The following is a 22,586-nucleotide window of genomic DNA, read 5'->3' as shown; positions in this document are numbered from 1 at the left end:
TTTATTTTTTTCTTTTCACCAAACCATAATTTTCAATATAAGTTTTTGCGTCAATGGATCTTTTGTTTTTCTCTTTTATGTCATAAGGCTTTTGTACGGGTTTTTTTTCTATAGCTCCGAATCCGTCAATATATTCTTTTCCTGATTTTTTTTCTTTTTTCTCTTCTTCGTGCTTTTTATAGGGTTCAAATTCTATGCTTATTTCATGTTCTTTGCCGTCAATATCTTCAATTTCTTCTTTTTGCGCTTTTTCTTTACTATATGCCTCTAAATCAATAAAATCGCTCAGTACGATTTCTTTATCTTCTTCTACTGTAGAACCCGTAACGTTATATCCCAAAGAAGATGTTATTTTTGAAGATATGTCTTTCTCGGATTCTGGTACACTTATCTTTGAACTGTCTAGATTTGTTTCCGCGCTGTTTTTTTGCAGCGGAACGCTTTCTTTTTGTTCCGCTGCAATCAGATCTTTCTTATTTCTTATTTTGTCATATTCATTGTACTCAAAATAATCTTTAGCATAATCGACTTTCGGGCTGTAATGATAATAACTTTTATTAATCTGTTCAGTTTTGGCATTATCTTTTTCTTTTTCAACCGCGATAAGAGATTCTCTAGCTTGATCCATAGCCATAACAATCAGCGGAAAGGCTATTATCATGCCAAAATGCGTAAGATTTAAAACCAAAATGCAAAGAGCAAGAAAAATCATAAGAAAATACATCTTGCTGCGTCTGTGTTCAATCAGCCGATTGGCTTCAATAAGAGCTTCTCTGAAAGTTCTTCCTTCATAAGCAAAAAATAAAGATATTACGGCGTTCGGAAGTAAAGCTAACACTAAAATGCCGGCTGCGACCGCAGCGGAGAAAAACGCAATAACAAATTTCTCAGTCAAAGAAGGAAAAATTATCGGCGCGCAGCTGATAAAAATCAAAATCCCAAAAATTATCATAAAGATAATCCCCAAAAAAAACGGCTTTAGAAGATTCATAAAAAGAAGCTTGGCCGTATTGAAATTAATTTTAATTCTTTTTATCGTAAGCATAAACACTTTTATAAAAATAAAAGACAGTAGGCAGATAAAAACTTTTATTGCGATAATATCTTGTAAAAAAAGGTTAGGAGCATATTTAAGAAATATTTCCGGAATAAATAAAAAAGATGAAATAATGCCGATTATCAAAATAATGAATGCATTGATTTGAAATTTTTTTAATACGTTTCCAAAAACGTCAATTACAAAATCAATAAATTCTTCCATCATGATGTCAATCTCCGAAGCAAAAATTTACAAGTATTTTTTTAAAACAAATTTCTATATGGAGCGCGCGTTATACCCGACAAATTTTATCTTTTGAAATTATCGAAATGTTGTTTTTACATAACAGTTCTATAGCTTTATCTATATTCTCAAACTTAAAAACCATTAAAGCTTTATCGGAAGTTTTTTCTACAAAACCGTACATATATTCAATGTTAATATTATTATCGGCAAACACTTTTAAGGCCGCCGCCAGTCCGCCTGGATTGTCGGAAACCTCCACCGCCACAATGTCCGCTATCGATGCGACAAAATTATTTTCTTTTAAAAGTTTTATGGACTCTTCCGTTTTATCTGCGACAAGACGCACTATGCCGAACTCCGGACTTTCCGCCAAAGTCAAAGCTTTAATATTAATATTATTTTTGCCAAGTATGCTGCACAGCTCATAAAGCTTTCCTTTAGTATTTTCAATAAAAACCGATATCTGTGTAATTTTCATATTTTCCTCCGTTATTTTGTGAAATATTTTACTAATATTTATCATGATGGATTTACGGCTGCCGTCTCTTTGGGACTTATAATGACCGCACATTCTTTATATTTGCCGTATTCTTTGGATATTGTAATATAAATCTAAAATGAAAATGGCACTGTAAAAATCTATTTGAATTTTGCAGCAATGTCATATTTAATACAGCTGCAATTATACTTAAAGGACTATTTTTAATCGCTCTCCATATTGATTTAAATATTTCATCGGTGACAATCCAGCTTTGCGGCTGTTCTTTTGGATATATGGGCTGCATAATTTTTCTTTAAATTCTTAACTGATTTTTTCTAAACGGCTAAATAGAAATTTTTATCTTTGGGCAGCTTCTATCGCTTTTTGCATGACCGTGTCTTCAGCATTTTCTTTGGATTTTAACGTAAAATAAAGCGCCGTAAAAAAAACACAGAAAAACATTTTAGAGACAAAGAAATAGCTTTCTTGTGACAAAATCGGTATTGCAATAAATAATATCCCCGTAATAAAAGAAACGGTTGACACAAAAAGTTTATTATTTGCAAAAATGTCTAGCATGCTCAGTATGGGCTGATCGATTGCTGGCTTTTCAATAAAATTAAATATGCTAAACAATATGCCCATCGCTGTTAAAGATATCATGGACGCGTAAAACATCGTAAACAATAAAGCAAGCAAAGGCGGAAATACTGTGTTTATCAATATATTGGCAAGAATTCTTAACGGAATAGAAAATATAAATATGACTACCGTTAAAAGCAGAGAGTAAATCAAAAATTTTATGCCCGGAAACAATTTTTTAAAAAAGAATTTTTTACCTGCAAACAGTGAAAACGTAATTGAAATAAACGACAGCTCCGCAATTATCACAAATATGTCGTACAAAAAAGAGCCATTATGAACAAAATTTTTTACTAAAAATTTTTCGATGCTGAAATTTAATATGGAATAAACAATAAAAATTGCTAACATTGCAAAGAAATGATTTTTTATAACGTCAGAAAGAATACGAAAAACGCCTAAAAAATTATTTTTAAAAGCATGCAGCCATGTCATATCAGTCTCCTTTTATTTTAAAAAATTTGTGCCATTCCCGTAAATGCCTGTTAAACTATATTCTTCTATTGTCGATAACCCTCTTTGCCTTTCCTTCGCTTCTTGCTATGGTTTTTGGCGCTACGAGCTTTACATTGACGCTGACCAAAATAGTATTTTCAATACTTTTTTTGATTTTTTGTTTGACTGCTTCCAGCCCTTTAAGTTCATCGGAAAAAACCTTTTCATCTATTTCGACCTGCACTTCGATAGTATCAAGACCGTGCTCAGCTCTATCGACTATAATCAAATAATTTGGAAGAGAACCTTCAACCTGTAAAAGCGCGTACTCTATCTGCGTTGGGAAAACATTTATTCCGCGCACTATTATCATATCATCGGTTCTTCCTTTGATTTTCGAAATGCGCGGTGCAGTTCGTCCGCATGCACATTTACTATTATCAATGAAGACCAAATCTCTTGTTCTGTAACGTAAAAGAGGCATCCCTGTTCTTGTAAGTGTGGTTATGACGAGTTCGCCTATTTCTCCTTCGGCAGCAGGCTTGTCAGTTTCCGTATTTATAATTTCTGGATAAAAAACATCAGACCAAATATGCAGCCCGTTTCTTAAATGGCATTCCTGCGCCACTCCGGGCCCTGTTATTTCCGACAAACCATAAATATCGGTAGCAAGCATTCCAAGCGAGTTATCTATTTCGTCTCTTAAAGCTGTCGTCCAAGGTTCCGCTCCGAAAATCCCTACTTCCCACGAAATTTGCTGTGGAGAAAAACCAAGCGCTTTGGCTTCTTCGCCCATATATAAAGCAAAACTTGGCGTACAGGCCAAAAGACGCGGCTTGAAATCGCTCATAAGTTTTATCTGTCTTTTCGTTTGGCCGGAAGACATCGGCATTATGGCAGCGCCGAATTTTAAAGCTCCATAATGAAGTCCCAGTCCACCGGTAAAAAGGCCGTACCCATAGGAAATCTGTATAATATCGCCGGGCATTCCGCCTGCTGCTGCTATGCTTCTGGCGGCGGCTTCTCCCCAGAGATCTACATCTTCTTTTGAATATCCCGACACTACGGGATTTCCAGTTGTCCCACTTGAAACATGCACTTCTGCAATTTTCGATATCGGCATGGAAAAAAGACCAAAAGGATAATAATCTCTCATATCGTCTTTGGTGGTAAAGGGGAGTTTTATGATATCATCGATGGTTTTAATATCGGAAAGCGAAAAACCGCTTTCGTCAATTTTCCGTTTATAAACCGGAGAATTTTTATAAACGTATCCCGTAAGACACCTAAGCCTTTCAGATTGAAGATTTTTCAAGTCATGCAGATTCATTGTCTCAAACTTTTCATTGAAGATCATAAATTGCCCCTTATTTTTCTTTTTCCACTTCTATTTCGTATATTCTTTTTTCTTTGATTAAAATGGAATTGTCGTTTATAAGTCGTTTAGCTTCAAAATATTTGCTTAATTCATTTTTTCTAAGTTCCGTGATTTTGTTAAAAGCTTCACTCAACCTTTGGGCTTTATCTTCAAATTCATTTCTGCGCAGCATAAAATCGCTAATGTAGGGATTATTCGTTTTTAGGTCGGAATTTTTATTTTTGTCCTCTTCAATTTCTTTGGGAGCATTGACGAACATAATAAACTCTTTTGCAGCTTTATCAAAATTCGGAATCTGGCTTTTAATTTCTTTTCTCATTTTTTCTATTTCTTCAAGCAGCCTGTTATATCTTTTGATATTTTCATTTATTATTTTTTCGGAATAATGCCGCTTAAACTGTGTTTCGTCAATTATAATGCTTTCACCGGCATTATTGCTGCCGAGGTTTAAAAAAAATTCTTTTACTTTTAATGTCATATCTTTTAAAAAATTTTTCAAGTTTAAGTCTGCCTCTCAAAAAATATTAAAGAATTGCAGTCATTTGTTTCTTTTCTTCTTTAAAAAGCAAAAAAACATAAAGATCACTTTGACCGCGCAAAGCGTTTTATCATCGGCAAACAAATCAGCCGTTTTTGATTCGTAAAACATGTCAAGCAAACCGATTTTAACGAATTTATCATAAACCCTATGGGTGGTTAAATTCGTATTCCGAGCATAAAATTCAATACAAAAGGTTTTTAACGGCAATAATCTTACTGCTTACTATCCTTTTGATACCGCTTCCAAAAAAATTTTCCTGTTTTCTTCAATAAATTTTCCTTTAAAGCCTGCTTCAAGTGCTTTCAGCCAGCTTTCTGCTCTTATGTTCAGATTTTTTGAAAGCACGCCCAACATATGCGTATTTATAAATTTTTTATTTGTCATATTTTTTTCAGCTTCTTCAAAGCTTGCAAACAAATCAACTCCGTTTGCACAAAGGCAGCGTTTCATTCTGTCGTGTTCGCCCTTATGGAAAGAAACTAAAAAGTCTGCGCTGCCTTCTTCTATCAACGGAGAATATACGAGTTTTCCAAAACGTACATGCGATTCCACAGAACCTCCCCTTTGCGCCATGCCGTGCACTTCAGATTTTTTGGTATGGTATCCGTCATAAACCGCAGCCAGCGAAACGATTTCGGCAGCTGTCAAAATTCCTTGACCGCCAGTACCACAAAATAAAATATTGAAAACTTTATCTCTCATTGTTATTCCTTAATATGTATTTATCTATTCTGTCCATTGCTTTTTCCACAGTCTGTATATTTGGTAATATATGCCTTTCTGTAATTCGCCTGCCGGTTAAAAAGCTATAAATCTTAATATGAGTTCGTGCAAAGCCATTCGCAAATCATCTATGGAATTGTCAGCCGCTTTTTGAATTCTCCACATTCTGCTAGCACGTCATGTTCATAAACATTTTATCGGGTTTTAATATTTTCACTGTGCCGCTTGAAGAGCGTTGAATTTGCATGCCGACGCACAGACATTGCAGCCGGTGCATAAAAATGCATCGTGTGTAATTTTGCCTTCCATGTTTTTATATATGGCTGGACAGTCAATCTGTAAGCAGGCGCCACATACTATACATTTATCTTTATTAAAAACAGGCGCTACCATTTTGCCGCGTTCTATCATTCTGCATGGAAATCTTGCTATCAACACACAAAGGGACTCTTTTGACATCAGCTCTTTTATTTTATTTTGCAGATTTTTATCAAAAGCGTTTATCGTTTCAACAATATCCGCTCCCGCCGCTTTACATATTTCTTCCAATATTAATTTTTTCGTAGGCTTTCCTTTTGCGTTAACGCCGGTAGAAGGATTTGGTTGGCTGCCTGTCATTGCGGTATTTGAGTTGTCCAGAATTATCAGTAAACCTTTAGCCTGATTATAAGCAGCGTCTACCAGTCCCGTTATTCCGGAATGCACGAAAGTCGAATCGCCTATTACACCGACAACTTTATCATGCCCCAAATATTTTGAAAGGCTTTCCATAATCGTGACGCTTGCGCCCATACATACTGTTGTATGCAATGCTTCCAAAGGTTTTAAAGCGCCGAGCGTATAACAGCCTATATCGCCAGAAACGATGGCTTTAAGTTTCTTTAAAGCGTAAAAAACCGAGCGGTGGGAACAGCCCGGACATAAAACCGGCTTCCTCGCATCAGCGGCTTTTTCAACTTTTATTTTTCCTTCGACTATCTCTTTTACCAAAACCGGAGTTAACTCACCTATACGATAAGAAATATCTTTTGCTTTTAGCACAATGCCTAGACCTCTGACATGCTCTTCTATAAATGGGTCCTGTTCTTCGATAACATAAAGTTCTTTCACTTCTTTTGCAAAGCGTTTAATTTTTTCATCGGCAAAAGGATAAACAAACCCCAGTTTCAAAAACGAAGCATTAGGAAAAACTTCTTTTGCATACAAGTATGCAGTGCCGTCGGCAATTATTCCCATCGATTTATCGTTGATTTCGGCAATATTAAATTCTGACTGTTCGCCATATTTTTGAAGTTCGACAAGTTTGGCTTCCAAAGCTATATGCTTTTTATAGGCATGACCTGGCACCATAACGTATTTTGCAGCATTTACAGCAAAAGGCTTATTTTCAGTTTCGGCTCTATCGCCTGTTTCGACATTTTCTTTTGTATGAGCCACCCTCGTAGTCAAACGTATTATGACGGGCGTATCAAAACGTTCGCTTAAATCAAAGGCCGCCTTTGCCATTTTATAAGCTTCAGACGGACTTGAAGGTTCAAACATGGGAAGTTTTGAAAATTTGGCTATGAACCTGTTATCCTGCTCGTTTTGCGAAGATTGAAGCTGTGGATCGTCCGCAGTAACTATAACGAACCCACCTCCGATACCTGTGTATGCGGACGTCATTAAAGGGTCCATCGCAACGTTTACGCCAACATGCTTTGAAGAGTAAATGCTTCTTACGCCCGCGATTGAAGCACCCAAAGCCGTCTCATAAGCCGTTTTTTCGTTTACTGACCATTGAGCGTCAACATCGTCAAAGTTTGCAAGATATTCCAAAATTTCGGTCGCGGGCGTTCCTGGATAAGATGCCGCGAATTTCAGTCCTGCTTCATAAGCACCGCGTGCAAGCGCTTCATCGCCCGACAACAGTTCAATTCTTTTCATAAAAATAAAAATTGCCTCTCTATAATAATATGTATGTGTACATATATACGGATTGTTAACAAAAATTATATGGATTAATTCTATCTTTTTTGAACATTTCCCGCAAGAAATATTGAAAAGAAAATTTGGTCTTCATTGAGGTAAAGCAAAAACCAAAGGATATTTGAATATGATAAGAACGACCCACTTGGCATATTTTGAGTTTTCTTGTATTTTTGATATAATGCCTGCAGTTTCACAAAAAAATATAGACGATAATTTGTCATAAATTATACCACAGGAAGTTTTGTAAGCAAATAAATTTATTGATATAACCGAAAATAATTATGAACGGAAATGAAGCCGATATAAATGTGCTTGAAGAAATTGAAAAATTAAAAAAGAAAACGGGAAAATTGTCATCCGTAGAAAAAATACTGCTTTCTACTGATGGAACAGTAACTACTATACTGGACATTTTAAACGGAAAAACGGCGATCAAAATATTGAGCAGGGAAACGAAAAAGGCGGACAAATCGCTCTCGAAACTCTGCGATATTGACGAAGGGGAAAAAGTAAGCTGCCGCGTTATTTTAATGCATAAAAATGGGCGGCCTTTAATTTATGCTGAATCTTTTATTCCTGATGCAATATTACGTGGGGATTTTAAAACAGATATGCTTTTTTCAGATATTCCGATAGGCAGAGTTCTCAGAAAGCATAATATTGAATCGAGAAGAGAAGTCGTAAGAGTAAACATTGAACCCGGCAACGACATGTTAAAAGACATATTTAAAAATGAAACGGAATTTTTAAGCAGAGAATATAAAATAACAAGCGGCGGTAAAACTTTGGCCTGGATTAAAGAAATCTTTCCGTCGGATTATTTTAAATAATTCATAAAGAAAGAGGTGATAAACTATGACTTTAAAAGAAAAAGTCGAAAAAGCGTTAGACATCGTAAGGCCGGGTTTACAGGCTGATGGTGGAAACGTCGAACTTGTGGACGTTACGGATGACGGAGTTGTAAGCGTTAAACTTACAGGCGCCTGCGGTGGCTGTCCTATGGCGGCAATGACATTGCAATATGGCGTTACTAACGCGATAAAGGAGTCCGTGCCGGAAATAAAAGAAGTTAAGTCAGTATAGATATGTTAATCGGCGTTATATCAGATACGCATAATGATATAGGCTGCATACGTAAAGCCGTTAATTTTTTTAATCTCCGCAATGCAGATTTGGTTTTACATTGCGGGGATATTTTTTCACCTTTTTCCGCTAAAGAATTTTCTAAGCTTAACTGCGGTTTTAAAGCTGTTTATGGCAATAATGATATAGAACGCTCTGCTCTTGAAAACATCATTTCAGAGTTCGGAATGATACAAGAAGCTCCTTTTGAATTTAAAATTTCAGGAAAACTATTTATCATGGCGCACAGACCTTTAAATATCGGAATAATTGTGGCGGACGGAAAACACGATTATGTTTTATACGGACATCTTCATAAAGCAAGCATAGAAAAACAAGGAAAAACCACGATATTAAATCCCGGCGAAGCGTGCGGACAGCGTTATGGAAGAAAAACCATAGCTTTAATAGATTTGGTCATAAACCATACTGAAATTTTTGATTTGGATAATCTGTTTTGAGAGCAAATTGACAATTTTTATAGGCTGTTTATACCACACCCTACGACTTCACACAGACTTTGACAAACTTGTGAGGTTACTGAACTGCCCAACATCTCAATGGCAATCCCCGCTTTTATATGTGCTAAATAATTCCTCAGTGAGAATCTATTCAACATTTTATTTGCAATAGAAAATAATGATTATAAAATCTCTTTGACAACTTAACAACTTTTTTAAAGCAAAAACTATTATTTTATGATTTAAAAAATGAAATAAATTAAAAAAATAATTGTAAAACCTTGAAAAATCAAAGAAATCTTACAAAAAACAGATTTAAGATAATATTCAGCTGAAATCAGAATTGAAACTTTTCCCAGTGCTGCAAAAAAATACTAAAACAACAATTTAAAGTAACATTCGGTTCTTGTGTTACGATTTTTAATTTTGTAATATTTATTATCATACCGTGTATGCGGTTAATATTTTGGAGGATTCAAATGCATATTCCTGACGGGTTTTTAAGTAATGGTTTAGCGGGAGGTTTTCTTGCTGCAGGTGTAGCGATGCTTGGTTTTTGCATAGGGAAAGTTTTTAAAGCCGTTCCTGTAACGGCAGCGGTATCGGCTAATGGCAGTGGTATTGGTGCAATTACGTTTTCTAACGGCGGCGGCAACTATTTTCGTAAGCTTGCAATCATAGCAGTATGGGTGTTTTCATGCCAAATGTTTAATATTACCGTAGCATCCGCAACATCCGTTCACTTGCTTGGCGGAGTATTTGCCGCAGTTTTGGCAGGCCCTTTTGCGGGGTTTGTTATCATGTCATCCGTGCTTATAGTACAGTCGTTGTTTTTTGCGGATGGAGGATTTTTGGCACTTGGAGCCAATATTTTTAATATGGCTTTTATAGGTTCTTTTCTTTCATATTATGTCTATAAAGCTCTGCTTTCAAAAAATTATTATTTTGCAGTTATAACGGCATGCTTCTTTTCTGTTTTGGCGGCAGCTCTTATGTGTTTGGCGGAGCTCGGGATTTCAAATACCGTATCATTCGGACAGGCGTTTAAAGATATGATGTCTCTTCATTTTCTTTTTGCAATTGTAGAAACTGTTATTACACTTATTTTGCTTAAAATATTAAAAACTTTGGAGATTGCAAATGAAAACTAATAAAAAATTTCTTATAAGCGCTGCAGGCATTCCTGCATTAATAACTCTGTTTGCAAGTTTTCTTGCTTCTTCACATCCAGACGCTTTGGAATCCATAGCGATAAAGTACGGTTTCGATGAGAAAGCGGCGGAGACAAAATCTTTTTTTACTGATTATTCGCTTTCTTTTATAGGAAATGAATTTTTGTCCGCATTGCTTGCAGGAATTATCGGAATCATATTGCTTTATGTTCTATACGAAACAGCAAATTTTATTTTAAAACGAAAAAATCTTGTAAAATAAAAAATTCTAATCGTCTAAAAACTTTAAAAAAAATATCGGGAGGAAGTAATGCGTAAATTATTTATTGCGGCGTTGTTTTGTATTATGTTAAGTCAAACAGTTTTGGCACAGGACGGAGAAGTTTCTTTATCGCTTGAGAAAGCGGGTGGCGGAGCGCAGGGAGATTTTGTCGCTTCAGAAATTATAAGCGGAGATGAAATAGCAAATAAAAATACTCCGGCCATGTTGGATTTAATAAGTAACGTTCCGGGTGTTTTTGTTACAAAAGCAGCTTCTGGAATTAAGTCCGATCTTAACATAAGAGGTCTTGGTGACAGTTTCAGAAGAATAGGACTATTTGTTGATGGCCGGCCAGAAAAAGTTTCACTTTATGGTTGCGGAGTTTCCCAGACAATGCTTGTCGGAAATATTGCTGAAATAGAAGTTATAAAAACGCCTGATTCCGTATTGTACGGCGGAGATGGGTTCGGCGGACTTATAAATATTTTAACACATGAACCGCAGGATATTATTGAAGGACAGATAGGTTTTTCATACGGAACTTTCAATACACAAAATTACAGTGCTTATCTTGGAGGGCAATCGGAAAAAGTAATTTATGAGGTTTCGGTAAACAATGCTTCAAGCGATGGATATTTGGAAAATTCCGGATATAATGCAACTGACACATATATAAAGTTGGGATATAAAATAGATGATACAAGCGAAATTAAAATAACGAGAAAAGATTTTTCGGGAATCGAATATGAACCTATTGCAAAAGACGTGTCAGGGTCGACGAGATCTGCCGCTTCCTATGATTTTAAAAGAAATGCAACAGATATAAGATATGAAAAAAGGTTTGAAAACACAAAAATCGATATTCTTGCCTTTGCAGACAGTGGCGAACACAAATTTTCTGACAGTTTTCATTCAAAAGATATATTGTATGGAATAACTGCCCGCATGGAAAGCAAATTGTTTGAAGGTAATACTTTAAAATACGGTATTGAGTACAAATACTCTGAAGCCGAAGTTTTAAATGCAGCTGCTCCGCCCGCTTTGATGCCAAGAGGAACGTGGAAAAAAGGAGAAGCCGCTTTATTTGCTTTAGATGAATATGAAGTTATTTCTGGACTAAAATTGTTTGCTGGAGCGAGATATAATTACGATGAGATTTCCGGAGAAGTTTTTGTGCCGCGTGCTGGAGCTGTTTATAATATTACTGAAAAAATTGCGCTAAGGGGAGGATACAGCAAAGGTTTTAGATCTCCTTATATAAACGAACTTTACACGGTTCCTCCGAGAAATCCGGACTTAAAGCCGGAAACTCAGGATAGCTTTGAAGCAGGAATCAATTCCAAATATTTCGGAATAGATTTTGATGCAGCCGCTTTTATAATAAAAGGCGACAACTATATACAAGAAGTTTTTATATCTCCAATGCATACACCTGTTCCTGTTCAGTTTCACAATTCTGGAAGTTATGAATTTAAAGGTGCGGAGTTTTCTCTTAGGGGAGAAATCTTAAAAAAATTAAACGGTTTTGCCGCTTATTCTTATTTAGATGCGGGAGACTTGAAAGAAGGTGTTTCGAAAAATAAAATAACCCAACCTGTTGCTAAAAATAAAGTTGATTTATCTTTAGACTATAAAATAGGAAAATTTGGTTTTCATGTAAATGCATTGCTTGTTTTTGATTATTATGCGATTTATGCTTCAAATACAAATAGTGCCAATATAGTTAAACTTGATGATTTTAATGTTTTTAATGCTAAAGTTCATTTTAATGTCAATGAACAGTTTTCAATCTATGTTGCTGCAGATAATTTTACCAATCAGAAATATGAAATGTATATAGTTTCTTTCGGAGCAGACAGAATTTATGAAATGCCTGGAGCGACTGCAACCATTGGAGCTGTATATAAATTTTAAAGAATGACACATATAATATTTTATTTTCTTTAATGTAAAAATACACTATAATATTACAAATCTTGCGGTCGCAGCATTATGCACGGCCGCAAGACAATTAAAAACCGATTTGCGTATAAGGACAACAGAATTGTATGGAAAATAAAATAAAAAAATTTATCACATTTATTCTTCTTCCTTTTTTGCTCTTATATCAAAGCATTTTTGCTGTTCCTTTTGAAGATCCCAATAAGACGAAAATTGTTATAACTGTAACTACTGCGGATATTTATCAGGTTGTTAAAGAAATCGGTGGCAACAAGGTTGACGTGTACATGATAATCCAACCTCTTATATGCCCTAGCAGCTATGATATAACCCCAAAAGTTGTTGAACGCACGGAAAACAGCAATTTGGTTTTAAGTCATAAATGGGAAAACTGGATAAGCAGACTTAAACTTCAAGCGGGTAACAGAGGCATTTTGTATAAACAGGTATCAACAGAAGGCAATTGGATGATACCATATATACATATACGCGCAGCTGAAGAAATAAAGGATATGCTTGCTTATATGGACGTTGAAAACGCTAAATATTATGAGGATAATTTTACGGATTATGTTTTCCGCATAAACTTTGCTTCCGATGAAGTGAAAAAACAGCTTGAAAGCGCTTACGGCAAAAAGGTAATTTCTAATGATAAAATAAAAGATTTTCTCGAATGGATAGGTTTTGAAGTGGTCTCAACTTACGGGAAAACCGAAGACTTGACCGTAAAAAAGCTTGCATATTTGGTAAGCAAAGGCAAAAAACAGGGTGTAACAGTAATCGTTGATAACCTTCAATCCGGCGCCGGTAGTGGAAGAGAGCTTGCGGACAATATTAACGCTAAACAGTGCGTGATAAGTAATTTCCCTATAGGAAATTCATATGTAAATACTTTAAAAGACAATGGGAAAAGACTGCATAAGGCCATTCAATGAGTTCCGCCGTAGATATACAAAATCTTGAAGTAAGTTTTCCAAAAAAAAAGGTGTTAAACAGAGCCTGTCTCAGTATTGAAAAAGGCAGCTTTTCTGCGCTTATAGGAGCAAACGGGGCTGGAAAAAGTATGCTCATAAAATCAGTTTGCGGTTTGCAGAAATTCAGTGGAATCATAAAAATTTTCGGCAGAGATTTAAAAGATATAAACAAGAATATTATTGGTTACGTCCCGCAAAACAACGTTTCATGGAAAAATTCGCCCATCTCCGTATTTCAGGCGGTAAGTGTCGGCCGGTTTGCAAAAAATGGTATTTTTAAAAAATTCGACGAAACAGATAGAAAGATTGTGAATAATTCATTGAGAATTGCCCAGATAGAACATATCGCCGATTCTACTTTAGGTGAAATTTCCGGTGGAGAATCACAAAAAGTTTCAATAGCGCGGGTTCTTGCCCAGCAGCCCGAAATAATATTTCTTGACGAGCCGCAGGCAAGTTTAGATCCGGGTTCGCAAAAGATATTTTTGAATTTTATAGAAAAGCTTTATCTCGGGTTTAATTTTACCTGTCTTATAGTCACCCACGATATCGATATGATACCTCAATGCTGTGAAAAAGTTTTTATGCTTAAAGATGGCAAAATAGTTTTGAGTACGGATAATAAAAACATAAAAGAAAAAGTGCGTGAATATGATGTGTACGGATAAGGCGGTGGCTCTGTATGGAATTTTTGTACAGCTATTTTTTTATAAAAGCTTTAACGGCGTCTTTTTTTGCCGGTCTTGCCTGTGGAATTATAGGAGTGTGGGTTTATCTCCTCAATATTCCGTTTGTGGGCGTTGCTATGACGCATACGGCTTTTGCGGGAGCGATACTCGGCTTATTTTTTGGCATTAATCCGATTGTTGCAGCTCTGATATTTTGTGTATTGTCTTCGTTAATGATAGGTCCTGTGGCCGAAAAAGGAAACTTTTCGCCGAACTTGTCTATGGGCATATTGTTTTCTTTTATGCTTGGTTTTGCTTTTTTGTTTATGGGCAAACTCGGGACAAAAACATCCGAAGCTTTATCACTGATGTGGGGAAGTATTTTAATCATAAGTGCAAAAGAAAGTATAGCGCTTGCTTTAATTTCTGCGGCGATTCTTTTATTGTTACTGATTTTTAATAAAGGAATAATTTCTGTAATTTATAACAGAAGCACAGCTTTTGCCTGCGGCATTCCGGAAAAATTTATTTTTTATTTGCTTTTAACGCTATGTGCGGTTACGGTAAGCATAAATATCAAAACTATCGGTGGACTTTTAATTTACGGTCTTATAACAATTCCACCTCTTTCCGCCGCACAGATAACGAAAAAACTCACCGCTCTTTATGTTTTTTCCGTTTTGTTTGCCATAGCTTCATGCGTTTTGGGTTTGTTTATGTCTTATGTTTTTGACTTGCCGGCTGGGGCGGCGATAGTTATGACGTCTTCATGCTTATTTGCCATAACCGTAATATATAAAAAAATGTTTGGGGAAAAAATATGAAAAAAGAATTTTTTAACACATGTGCAGACAAATGGCGTTACCCTTGCGAAGAAAAATATAAGCTGATAGAAAAACATATTATTGCTTTGCTGGAACTCAAACAAACGGACATAGTTCTTGACGCATGCTGTGGAACCGGAGTTTTAATACCTTTGCTGAAAGGAAAATGCGCAGAAATAGTAGCTCTGGATTATTCTATTAACATGTTAAACAAAGCCGAAGAAATTAATAGAAGTGCCGCCGTGTACGTAGAAGCAAGCATTGAAAATACATACTGTGCGGACGAAGAATTTGATAAAATTATATGCCATAACGCTTTTCCTCATATTGATGATAAGCAAAAAGCTTTCAACGAATGTTTCAGGATATTAAAACAAGATGGAATTTTCGTTATTTCGCATGATAGAAACAAAGAAAAAATAAACGGCTACCACAAAAAATGTCAGCATGCGGTATGTAATGATGTGCTTCCTTCAAATAATAAGATAATCGTTTTTGCGTCAAATGCGGGCTTTAAAACGATTGAAATTTATGATGAAGAAAATTATTTTGCAACGGCATGCAAAAAATAAAGCGTGTTGAAATGGGGTCTGAAATTCCGAAGGTTTTTGGTACTATGTCGTCAAAAGCAGTTTTGATAAAGCCGTATCGTCATACTTATCGCCTTTATAAACGTCGGTTATCTCAAGCGATGAGACTAAATGTGAAGCTTTAATCGAACTGAGAACAAACCTTTCCAGCGCTTTTGCCTGTAGGTTCAAAAGTGCGTAAGCCTTACTGTTTGTGCTTCTCGGCTTTTATTTTTATTTGGCTTCCTCCTGTTTCTGTTTTGTCTTCTTCTCCAATAATATCGATCTCTTTTATTATTTTGGCGTCTTTGTCTATGTAATAGCGTTTTCCATTGCGTGACCATGCCACTCTTTGTCCGTCATTTGTTTTTATGATTCTTATAAATTTTTGTCCATATTTGTTTATGTATCCGGTTTCTGTGGCCCCTGTCCATGTCCAATACTCGTTGACATAGTCGTATTCTTTATGCCCACCGTAAGCAAATTCTGAAAGACCTTCTTTAAAAGAATCCGCAAAATCAAATTCTGCCGCTATAATTTTGTTTCCGTCCAAATCGGTGAACCCTATTTTATCGTTTTCGACAAATCTGAAAAGTCCTTCAAAAACATAGTCGGGACCGTTATCGTAAATGAAAGGGTAAAGTATAATGTTTTCTTCTCTGTCTATTCCCACCCACTGTCCGTCGTCTTTAAGTACAATCGCCATTGAGTACATTTTATCAGTTTCGGCGATTCTGTATTTTGCTTCTATGACCACTTCTCCGTCATGCGTCATATATCCTTTCATTTCCTGTCCGCGTATGTTTTTCGAATATATAATTAAATAGTCTTTATTTTCTGCCGCTGAAAAATGTGCAAAACATATAAATATAGTTAAAATAAAAGTTTTAAATAAAATTTTCATTTTCCTCAAATGAAAAAACCGTAAACACAAAAATTTCAGCCGAAGAATCTTTCCAACTGTTTTGTGCAATGCCGGCTTTTTGCAAACAAAGGTTGTTCATAAAATCTTCTTTATCGTTAAAATGTTCCCAAACCTGAGGTAAAAACAAACCGCTTCTGTTACCTTTTTGTATCAAAACTCCATGTTTGTTTTTGGTTATTTCTTTTGCGGATTTTATTTTGTGCATCGGTGAAAGAACGGATATTTCTATTTTTGTTTTTGGGAGTTCTTCAAGCGTTAACGGAAAAAATCTCGAATCGTTTAAAGCTGCGGATAAAGACATTCTTATAACAGCTTTGTACAGAGAATACTGCGGTGCTATCGTGCCTATGCAGCCGCGCAGATTTCCGTTTTGCGTAAGCGTGACAAAAACTGTTGCAATCTGCAAAAGTTCGTTGTTATCGTCTATGGGAAAATCTATGACTTCACTGTTTTTAAGATATCCTTCTATGGCTTTTCTTGCCAGCAGAAGAAGTTCTTTTTGTGAGTTTTCTGATATAGAAAAATCTGAAACCATTTTTACCATAAAAATGTTTGCGGATCAATAGTCTTATTACCTTTTTTTACCGTAAAATGTAAATGCGGGCCGGTAACTCTTCCCGTAGCTCCACTTCTTCCTATCAAACGTCCGGCTTTTACTTTTTGCCCCACTTTTACATTATATGAAGATAAATGCCCATAATGCGTTACGTAACCGTTTTTGTGGTCTATGTAAACTGCGGTGCCGTAATGTCCAACGTCCGTAGCAGCAAGAATCACAACGCCGTCTGCTGCTGCTGCAACTGGAGTCCCTATCGGAACCGCTATATCCATTCCTCCGTGCATGCTTGCCACCCCGGTAATGGGATGTTTTTTCCTGAGTCCAAAGGTTGAGGAAATTCTTCCGCCTATGCTTAAAGGCCATGAGAAAAGTTCTCTTAAAGCGTATTTTTCCTGCATGTCTTCATTCATTAAATCTACGGCAGGTCTTTTACCAGGAACAAAAATATAGGTACCCGGAATCAATTCATCAACGCTAAAATTTGTATTTTTTAAAATTTCAGCTTCGATATCATACCTTTCGGCGATTATTTCCCACGTGTCGTTCCGTTGTATCGGGTGTAATGTCCCTCCGGAAGAAGGAACAAGAATTTTTTGCCCTATATAAATGTCATATGTTTTAAGCTGCGGATTGCAGCCTATTATTGTGTGTACCGTATAACCGTAAGGTTTTGCTATTTTCCAAAGGTTGTCTTTTTGTTTTATCTTATATACATCAAAATGTATGCCTCTTACTCTGTAATCAAGATATTTTTTTCTTATTTCAACATCGGTTAAAAGAGCTGCTGGAGGATAATCCGGAAGTTTTATTACGGGTATGGCGGCAAGCGTTGCCGCGGCGGTTTTATGCACCCATATCCGCGCAGTAATTAACAGTACAAAGATAAAAGCGAAAAAAATCATCCAGCGTATTATGATTTTTATGATAATATCAGCTTTTGTCAAAAACATTTTAGGTTCGTGATTATTTGCTTTCATGATTTTTTATTTTATTAAAAACAATGAAAAATTTAAAGAGGCCAATAGGTCTTTTTAAAACTCTTGTAAATAAAAGTGATTAATAATATTATATATATTATGAAAATCCCAAAAATCTTATCGGACATTTATTGGAGTGCGGACAGCAAAAAATATTTTTTTCTTATCGCCGCTTTTTCGATATTGTTGAACTGGGCGGGACATGCTTTCGTATATGAAAACAGCTATAAATTTTTGTATTTTGATATGCTAGGAACTTTCGTTGCAGCGATGGTTTTAGGAAGCGCGTGGGCTATGATTGTGGCTTTGTCTACGGCCATACTGCTTTCAAATATTACTTCACCTCATTTTATTTATCTTGCCGTAGTAAATATTACGGGCGCTCTTTATTGGGGTTTTTTAAGCGAAAGCGGGAATCTTGAAATTTTAAAAACGACAAATTACAATTTTAAAACCAATTTTAAAACAAACTTCATGTCAGCGATAAAATTCGTTTTATTTGCTGGAATAGGCGGAGGACTTTTAACGGCATTCTTTTCTTCCGTGATAAGAAGTTTTATTTTTCAGGATTTTTCTTTTGACCGACCGTATTCGATTTACTTTTCTGAATTGTTCAAAGAAGTTTTCAGAGTGATAGATACGGGTAGACTCGGGCTTTTTACGAATTATGTCGCAGACACTTTCATAGAAATACCTGACAAAGTGCTGACTGTTTTTTTCGCTATTGCGATATGTCTTACTATATTTAAGTTCAACATAAAAACACTGACATTCGCCTATCGTGAAAAAATTGAAGAAAAAAAACTGCCGTGGCATAAGATAATGCTTAAAAATTTTGATAAAATCGAAATATTCATCTTTTCCGTTTTAGGCATAACTTATCTTTTCAAAATCAGAGAAATCTCATTAAAACTTTTTACGGGCGTTATGGAAAACATTTCCATTTATTCGCTCAGGGATTACGTTTTTCTTGAAATGATAATGCTTCCTCCTATAATTTTTATTTTTTTTATAGTGATTAAAATATTTTTTCAAAGAGGTGTAAACTCCGAAGAGTCGTATGCAGATTTAGATATAAAAGACAATTTTTACCTGAAAAATATGGACTCGGGAATAAAATATTTTCTTGCGGACGTTTTAGTCCTTTCGGTAATAGTGACGATTATATACATGTATATTCTAGTAACGATTACCGGAGTTACGCCTGTTGGATATTATAAAATATATTCCGTCAGCAAGGCCAGCCCCGAAACACTCATATGGCTTTTTATAATGCTTATAATTTTTATTCTGATTGACCGCAGGAATAACCGCTATACCGAAACTCTTACGCTCAGCGATGAACTTATAAAAAAACAAACCGTGGAACAAATTTCTGAATCTTTTGACAGCCAAAGACAGAAACTGCAGGTTCTCGAACTTAGTTGGGCTGACAATACTATAGAATTTATAAAAAGCGCCAGACACGATTTGATAAACCAGCTTGAAAAATCGAAAACTGGAATGGATGAACTTTTGGTGGAGGTTTATGACAATGTCGTAAAACCTTATAGCAAATCCATACTTGAAAGCCAGAAAGCCATGCGTTCGTATGTGGAAGAAATTACAAATGGTCAGCTGAGAGATTATTCTCTGGAACAAATACAGAAAACCATCACAAAAACCATAGACGACTTAAAACAAAAAACGTCTTCTTATATCAATTTTGAATATGCGACAATATCCGAAATGGACAAAAAATATTGCAGGATAAATAAATTGTTTTTTGTAGCTTTTAACAATATTTTAGACAATTCCGTTTATGCACTTCAAAAAAAGGTTTTGATTCCTCGCTTTAAAGCGGTTTTAGGCATAAGACTTTCGATTAAAGATGGGAAATTTATACTTGCCGTATATGATAATGCAGGTGGGCTTTCAAAAGACAAACTTTCGAATATATATAAAATCTCAATAGAAAGCTCAAAAGGCAAGAGAATGGGCGAGGGAACGATGATAGCCAAAAATTTCATAAAAATTCTTGATGGTTACATTACGGTGCAAAATATAAGAATTTCAGGAGAAAACGGGCTGGAAACAGAAATTTACATGCCTCTTTATTCGAAATAAAATAGTATTTTGCTGGAGGAAATATGTCAAATGAAAAGAAGTTCATAGGCTTAACGGATGACGATGCAGGTATACGTTCTTCTTTAGAAAGGACGATACTTAAACATTTTAAAGATACGGAAATACTTCAATTTTCAAATACGATAGAAATAAAAAGGTATCTTTCCAATAATCCACAGAAACTTGATTTGCTGATTTTGGACATACATTTCGGTCTTGGGGAAACTGGACTTGACATTTTACCAGATATTAAAAAATATGCGCCGTCTCTTCCTGTTATTCTTCTTAGTGCAATGGAAAAAACTTACGGTCATGCAGTTACTGATTTTGCGGGAGAGTACATAATAGATTTTATGTCGAAGCCTGTAACGGAAACGGAACTCGTAATAAAAGTTAAAAAAGCTTTAAACTCAAAAGATGACAATGTAAAAAAGCTTCAGCAACTACAGTCGGAAAATACTTTGCTTACAGAAATATTGTCATCCGAAGACGATAAAGGTGCAGGAAGACTTTTTGAAGATGAGGTAAAAGCAAAACTTCAGACAATGACAAAAATTTTTCTTTGCAAACCTTATGAACCGAAATCGAATATAGTCATAAATGGTCAAGAGATAGACACGATAGCTTTTACTGCTCATCCGCTTCCTTTTGCGATAATGGTTTTTGAGACAAAATATTTTCCGAACGCGAAAATTTTCGGCAGCGTAAATGAACCGATGAGAATTGCTGTAAACGGAATTGAAAAAGTGTCCACAAAGAGAAGAAATCTTTTTGAACAATCTGAAAATCAGTTTAAGCAGGTAAGCAAAAGAATGGAGAAAATTTTAAAAGAAGCTGGCTATACGAAATATGAAGAGACATACAGGCCGTTTATACAGAGTTTTATAGTTTTTACTGACACTACCGACATTTCAGAAATAAAAACTTTGAATGCAAATAAATACACAAAAATATGCACACTGAAAGATCTCACGCAGGATTTTTTTATTAAAACCGCATTTGCCATGCCCAAAAGGCAGGTCGAAGAGAGTGTAAAAAAAATAGTTCTGGAAAAACTTTTCTAAGTAATAACGGAAGCCAATAAGCTGAGAAATTTGGCGGCAACGATAACGGTGGAACTGTAGCCGAATAGTTGTAGAACTAGAACTACAACCCGCTGAATTATGTCGCTCAGCTTTATTTTTTAGAGCTGAGGTTCTTCCTGTTCTTCATCTGCTTCCAGCTGTTGAAGCTGCTTAAGAAATTTGGCTTTTTCTCTCTCTTTTTGTTTTTTCTCTTCCTTTTCTTTTTTTAAAAATTTTATGTAGTCTGGAAAGGCTACTATTGTATGTGTTTTTTGGAGCCATACAAAAGCGCTTGAATTTTCGCTATAGGACACTTTTTGCATATTTTCAGGATCGCCGTCTACTGGGTACCATACGGAACCTATAATATTTTTGAATTTTTCTTCTTCATCCTGCGCATCTTCAAGCATTGCTTTGATGTCTTTTATGCCTTTTTCTTTTGCCGTTTCTATTTTATCCTTTTGGGACTGCTCTTTCTCAAATTTTTCTTTTTGCATATTTTCCATTTCAGTTTTGAGAATTTTGCCGTAAAGCTGGAGCTGATCTTTAAGAACTGACTCAGCTTCTTCTGCGGCTGGCATGAAACTTATAAAACTTATGTGTAAAACCGCTGCCATATTTTCTTTATTTTGTTTATACTCGACAAAATAATCCGTCCCTTCTATAAACTCTCTTGCAGCTGAACAAAAAACGACACAGTATAACGTAAAAAATAAAACTAAAAAAAATTTCTTCATTCTCTCTCCATCGTGAAAATATTTTTAATGAAACTCATAATACCACTATTGTACAAATTCTTTAGTTTTTTGTGAAATATGCTTTGCAATAAATAAAATATGCTAAACTTTATGTGTGGTTTTTCAAATAATTATAAAAGAGGTTATTTATGGGTGCCATAGGCAGTGTAAACAGAGTAAAATTATTTTGCGCAATAATATCTGCTGATGAAAAAATAACAAAAAAGGCTTTCGAAGAACTTGAAAAAAAATTTGGCAAAATCGATATTACAAGCGAAGTCATAGATTTTAATTTTACTTCATATTATAATCAGGAAATGGGCAATTCTCTTAAGCGGTTCTGGATATCTTTTGAAAAGCTTGTTTTTGCTGATGAACTTGCCTCCAATAAAGTGTTTACGAATTCAATTGAAGACATTTTTGCCATAAATAGAAAAAGGTGCATAAATATTGACCCCGGATATTTAAATCCTGCAAACGTAATTCTGGCATCGACAAAAGATTTCAGTCACAGAATATGCCTTTCGAAAGGCATATACGGCGAAGTGACACTGATATATAAAAAAGGAGATTTCATAAAACTTCCGTGGTCATATCCGGACTATACGTGTACGGCTGCAAAAAATTTTTTTCTTCAAGCAAGGGCAAAACTTATGCGCAGTCTGAAGACGCTTTCTTCTTTCTGAAACATTGCTTTTGTATCTCTATTTTTTAATTTTCAGATTAAAACTTAAGAGTGTGCATAAATATTATTTATTTGTGGCAACCG

At 35.4% G+C, this 22,586-nt stretch carries 25 protein-coding genes; 13 read left to right on the top strand and 12 right to left on the bottom strand.

Going from position 1 to position 22,586, the window contains the following annotated elements:
- Position 1: 1 nt before the first annotated feature.
- From LBD46_01150 to LBD46_01120, 7 genes are all read right to left on the bottom strand, one after another.
- Positions 2-1,264, bottom strand: coding sequence for a hypothetical protein (locus LBD46_01150; GenBank protein ID MDR2425787.1), 1,263 nt, complete (start codon positions 1,262-1,264; stop codon positions 2-4).
- A 67-nt stretch (positions 1,265-1,331) separates the two neighbouring features.
- Positions 1,332-1,763 carry a hypothetical protein gene (locus LBD46_01145; GenBank protein MDR2425786.1) on the bottom strand — a complete coding sequence of 144 codons (432 nt, stop codon included), beginning with the start codon at positions 1,761-1,763 and terminating at the stop codon, positions 1,332-1,334.
- Positions 1,764-2,123: 360 nt separating this feature from the next.
- Complete coding sequence (locus LBD46_01140; protein ID MDR2425785.1) at positions 2,124-2,843, bottom strand: hypothetical protein; 720 nt, start codon at positions 2,841-2,843, stop codon at positions 2,124-2,126.
- A gap of 55 nt (positions 2,844-2,898) precedes the next feature.
- Complete coding sequence (locus tag LBD46_01135) at positions 2,899-4,200, bottom strand: phenylacetate--CoA ligase (protein MDR2425784.1); 1,302 nt, start codon at positions 4,198-4,200, stop codon at positions 2,899-2,901.
- Positions 4,201-4,210: 10 nt separating this feature from the next.
- Positions 4,211-4,720, bottom strand: coding sequence for a hypothetical protein (locus LBD46_01130; protein ID MDR2425783.1), 510 nt, complete (start codon positions 4,718-4,720; stop codon positions 4,211-4,213).
- Between the two features lie 264 nt (positions 4,721-4,984).
- Complete coding sequence (locus tag LBD46_01125; GenBank protein ID MDR2425782.1) at positions 4,985-5,464, bottom strand: 2-oxoacid:acceptor oxidoreductase family protein; 480 nt, start codon at positions 5,462-5,464, stop codon at positions 4,985-4,987.
- A 234-nt stretch (positions 5,465-5,698) separates the two neighbouring features.
- The gene (locus LBD46_01120; protein ID MDR2425781.1) at positions 5,699-7,411 is read right to left on the bottom strand and encodes a 4Fe-4S binding protein; all 1,713 of its coding nucleotides are present in this window, start codon (positions 7,409-7,411) and stop codon (positions 5,699-5,701) included.
- Positions 7,412-7,737: 326 nt separating this feature from the next.
- Between LBD46_01120 and LBD46_01115 the strand changes: the two genes are divergently transcribed.
- The 10 genes from LBD46_01115 (at position 7,738) to LBD46_01070 (ending at position 15,452) form a co-directional block, all read left to right on the top strand.
- Positions 7,738-8,286, top strand: coding sequence for a chorismate pyruvate-lyase family protein (locus LBD46_01115; protein ID MDR2425780.1), 549 nt, complete (start codon positions 7,738-7,740; stop codon positions 8,284-8,286).
- 25 nt (positions 8,287-8,311) lie between these two features.
- Positions 8,312-8,539 carry a NifU family protein gene (locus tag LBD46_01110; GenBank protein ID MDR2425779.1) on the top strand — a complete coding sequence of 76 codons (228 nt, stop codon included), beginning with the start codon at positions 8,312-8,314 and terminating at the stop codon, positions 8,537-8,539.
- Positions 8,540-8,541: 2 nt separating this feature from the next.
- On the top strand, positions 8,542-9,039 hold the full coding sequence (locus LBD46_01105) for a metallophosphoesterase (GenBank protein MDR2425778.1): 498 nt from the start codon (positions 8,542-8,544) through the stop codon (positions 9,037-9,039).
- 479 nt (positions 9,040-9,518) lie between these two features.
- On the top strand, positions 9,519-10,190 hold the full coding sequence (locus LBD46_01100) for an energy-coupling factor ABC transporter permease (protein MDR2425777.1): 672 nt from the start codon (positions 9,519-9,521) through the stop codon (positions 10,188-10,190).
- A complete protein-coding gene (locus LBD46_01095) occupies positions 10,180-10,473 on the top strand; it encodes a PDGLE domain-containing protein (protein ID MDR2425776.1) in 294 nt (97 codons plus the stop codon). The genes LBD46_01100 and LBD46_01095 overlap by 11 nt, the downstream gene beginning before the upstream one ends.
- 48 nt (positions 10,474-10,521) lie before the next feature.
- The gene (locus LBD46_01090; GenBank protein ID MDR2425775.1) at positions 10,522-12,387 is read left to right on the top strand and encodes a TonB-dependent receptor; all 1,866 of its coding nucleotides are present in this window, start codon (positions 10,522-10,524) and stop codon (positions 12,385-12,387) included.
- 134 nt (positions 12,388-12,521) lie between these two features.
- On the top strand, positions 12,522-13,349 hold the full coding sequence (locus tag LBD46_01085; protein ID MDR2425774.1) for a metal ABC transporter substrate-binding protein: 828 nt from the start codon (positions 12,522-12,524) through the stop codon (positions 13,347-13,349).
- A complete protein-coding gene (locus LBD46_01080; GenBank protein MDR2425773.1) occupies positions 13,346-14,056 on the top strand; it encodes an ABC transporter ATP-binding protein in 711 nt (236 codons plus the stop codon). Before LBD46_01085 ends, LBD46_01080 begins: the two co-directional genes overlap by 4 nt.
- 14 nt (positions 14,057-14,070) lie before the next feature.
- Positions 14,071-14,880, top strand: a complete 810-nt coding sequence (locus LBD46_01075) for a metal ABC transporter permease (GenBank protein MDR2425772.1) — start codon at positions 14,071-14,073, stop codon at positions 14,878-14,880.
- The gene (locus tag LBD46_01070; protein MDR2425771.1) at positions 14,877-15,452 is read left to right on the top strand and encodes a class I SAM-dependent methyltransferase; all 576 of its coding nucleotides are present in this window, start codon (positions 14,877-14,879) and stop codon (positions 15,450-15,452) included. The genes LBD46_01075 and LBD46_01070 overlap by 4 nt, the downstream gene beginning before the upstream one ends.
- Positions 15,453-15,494: 42 nt before the next feature.
- Here the strand turns inward: LBD46_01070 and LBD46_01065 are convergent, their stop codons facing one another.
- Genes LBD46_01065 through LBD46_01050 form a run of 4 tightly spaced genes read right to left on the bottom strand, consistent with a single transcriptional unit; the run spans position 15,495 to position 17,910 of the window.
- Positions 15,495-15,641, bottom strand: coding sequence for a hypothetical protein (locus LBD46_01065; protein ID MDR2425770.1), 147 nt, complete (start codon positions 15,639-15,641; stop codon positions 15,495-15,497).
- 13 nt (positions 15,642-15,654) lie between these two features.
- Positions 15,655-16,353, bottom strand: coding sequence for a WG repeat-containing protein (locus tag LBD46_01060; protein MDR2425769.1), 699 nt, complete (start codon positions 16,351-16,353; stop codon positions 15,655-15,657).
- Positions 16,337-16,918, bottom strand: a complete 582-nt coding sequence (amrA, locus tag LBD46_01055; GenBank protein ID MDR2425768.1) for an AmmeMemoRadiSam system protein A — start codon at positions 16,916-16,918, stop codon at positions 16,337-16,339. The genes LBD46_01060 and amrA overlap by 17 nt, the downstream gene beginning before the upstream one ends.
- Positions 16,912-17,910 (bottom strand): M23 family metallopeptidase, encoded by a 999-nt coding sequence (locus LBD46_01050; protein MDR2425767.1) that lies wholly within the window; start codon positions 17,908-17,910, stop codon positions 16,912-16,914. Before LBD46_01050 ends, amrA begins: the two co-directional genes overlap by 7 nt.
- A 99-nt stretch (positions 17,911-18,009) precedes the next feature.
- On the opposite strand from LBD46_01050, the gene LBD46_01045 reads away from it, so the two are divergent.
- Positions 18,010-20,016, top strand: a complete 2,007-nt coding sequence (locus tag LBD46_01045) for a hypothetical protein (GenBank protein MDR2425766.1) — start codon at positions 18,010-18,012, stop codon at positions 20,014-20,016.
- Positions 20,017-20,039: 23 nt separating this feature from the next.
- Positions 20,040-21,080 (top strand): response regulator, encoded by a 1,041-nt coding sequence (locus tag LBD46_01040; GenBank protein ID MDR2425765.1) that lies wholly within the window; start codon positions 20,040-20,042, stop codon positions 21,078-21,080.
- A gap of 119 nt (positions 21,081-21,199) precedes the next feature.
- Here the strand turns inward: LBD46_01040 and LBD46_01035 are convergent, their stop codons facing one another.
- Complete coding sequence (locus tag LBD46_01035) at positions 21,200-21,817, bottom strand: hypothetical protein (protein ID MDR2425764.1); 618 nt, start codon at positions 21,815-21,817, stop codon at positions 21,200-21,202.
- Positions 21,818-21,966: 149 nt separating this feature from the next.
- Here LBD46_01035 and LBD46_01030 point away from each other — a divergent pair, with 149 nt between their 5' ends.
- A complete protein-coding gene (locus LBD46_01030) occupies positions 21,967-22,503 on the top strand; it encodes a DUF4416 family protein (GenBank protein MDR2425763.1) in 537 nt (178 codons plus the stop codon).
- The last annotated feature ends 83 nt before the right edge of the window (positions 22,504-22,586 follow it).

It is taken from the genome of Candidatus Endomicrobium procryptotermitis (genome assembly GCA_031279415.1).
Taxonomy (GTDB): Bacteria; Elusimicrobiota; Endomicrobiia; order Endomicrobiales; family Endomicrobiaceae; genus Endomicrobium_B; species Endomicrobium_B procryptotermitis.
The sequence above is the reverse complement of the archived record's forward strand: the minus strand, read 5'-3'. Positions and strand labels throughout refer to the sequence as shown.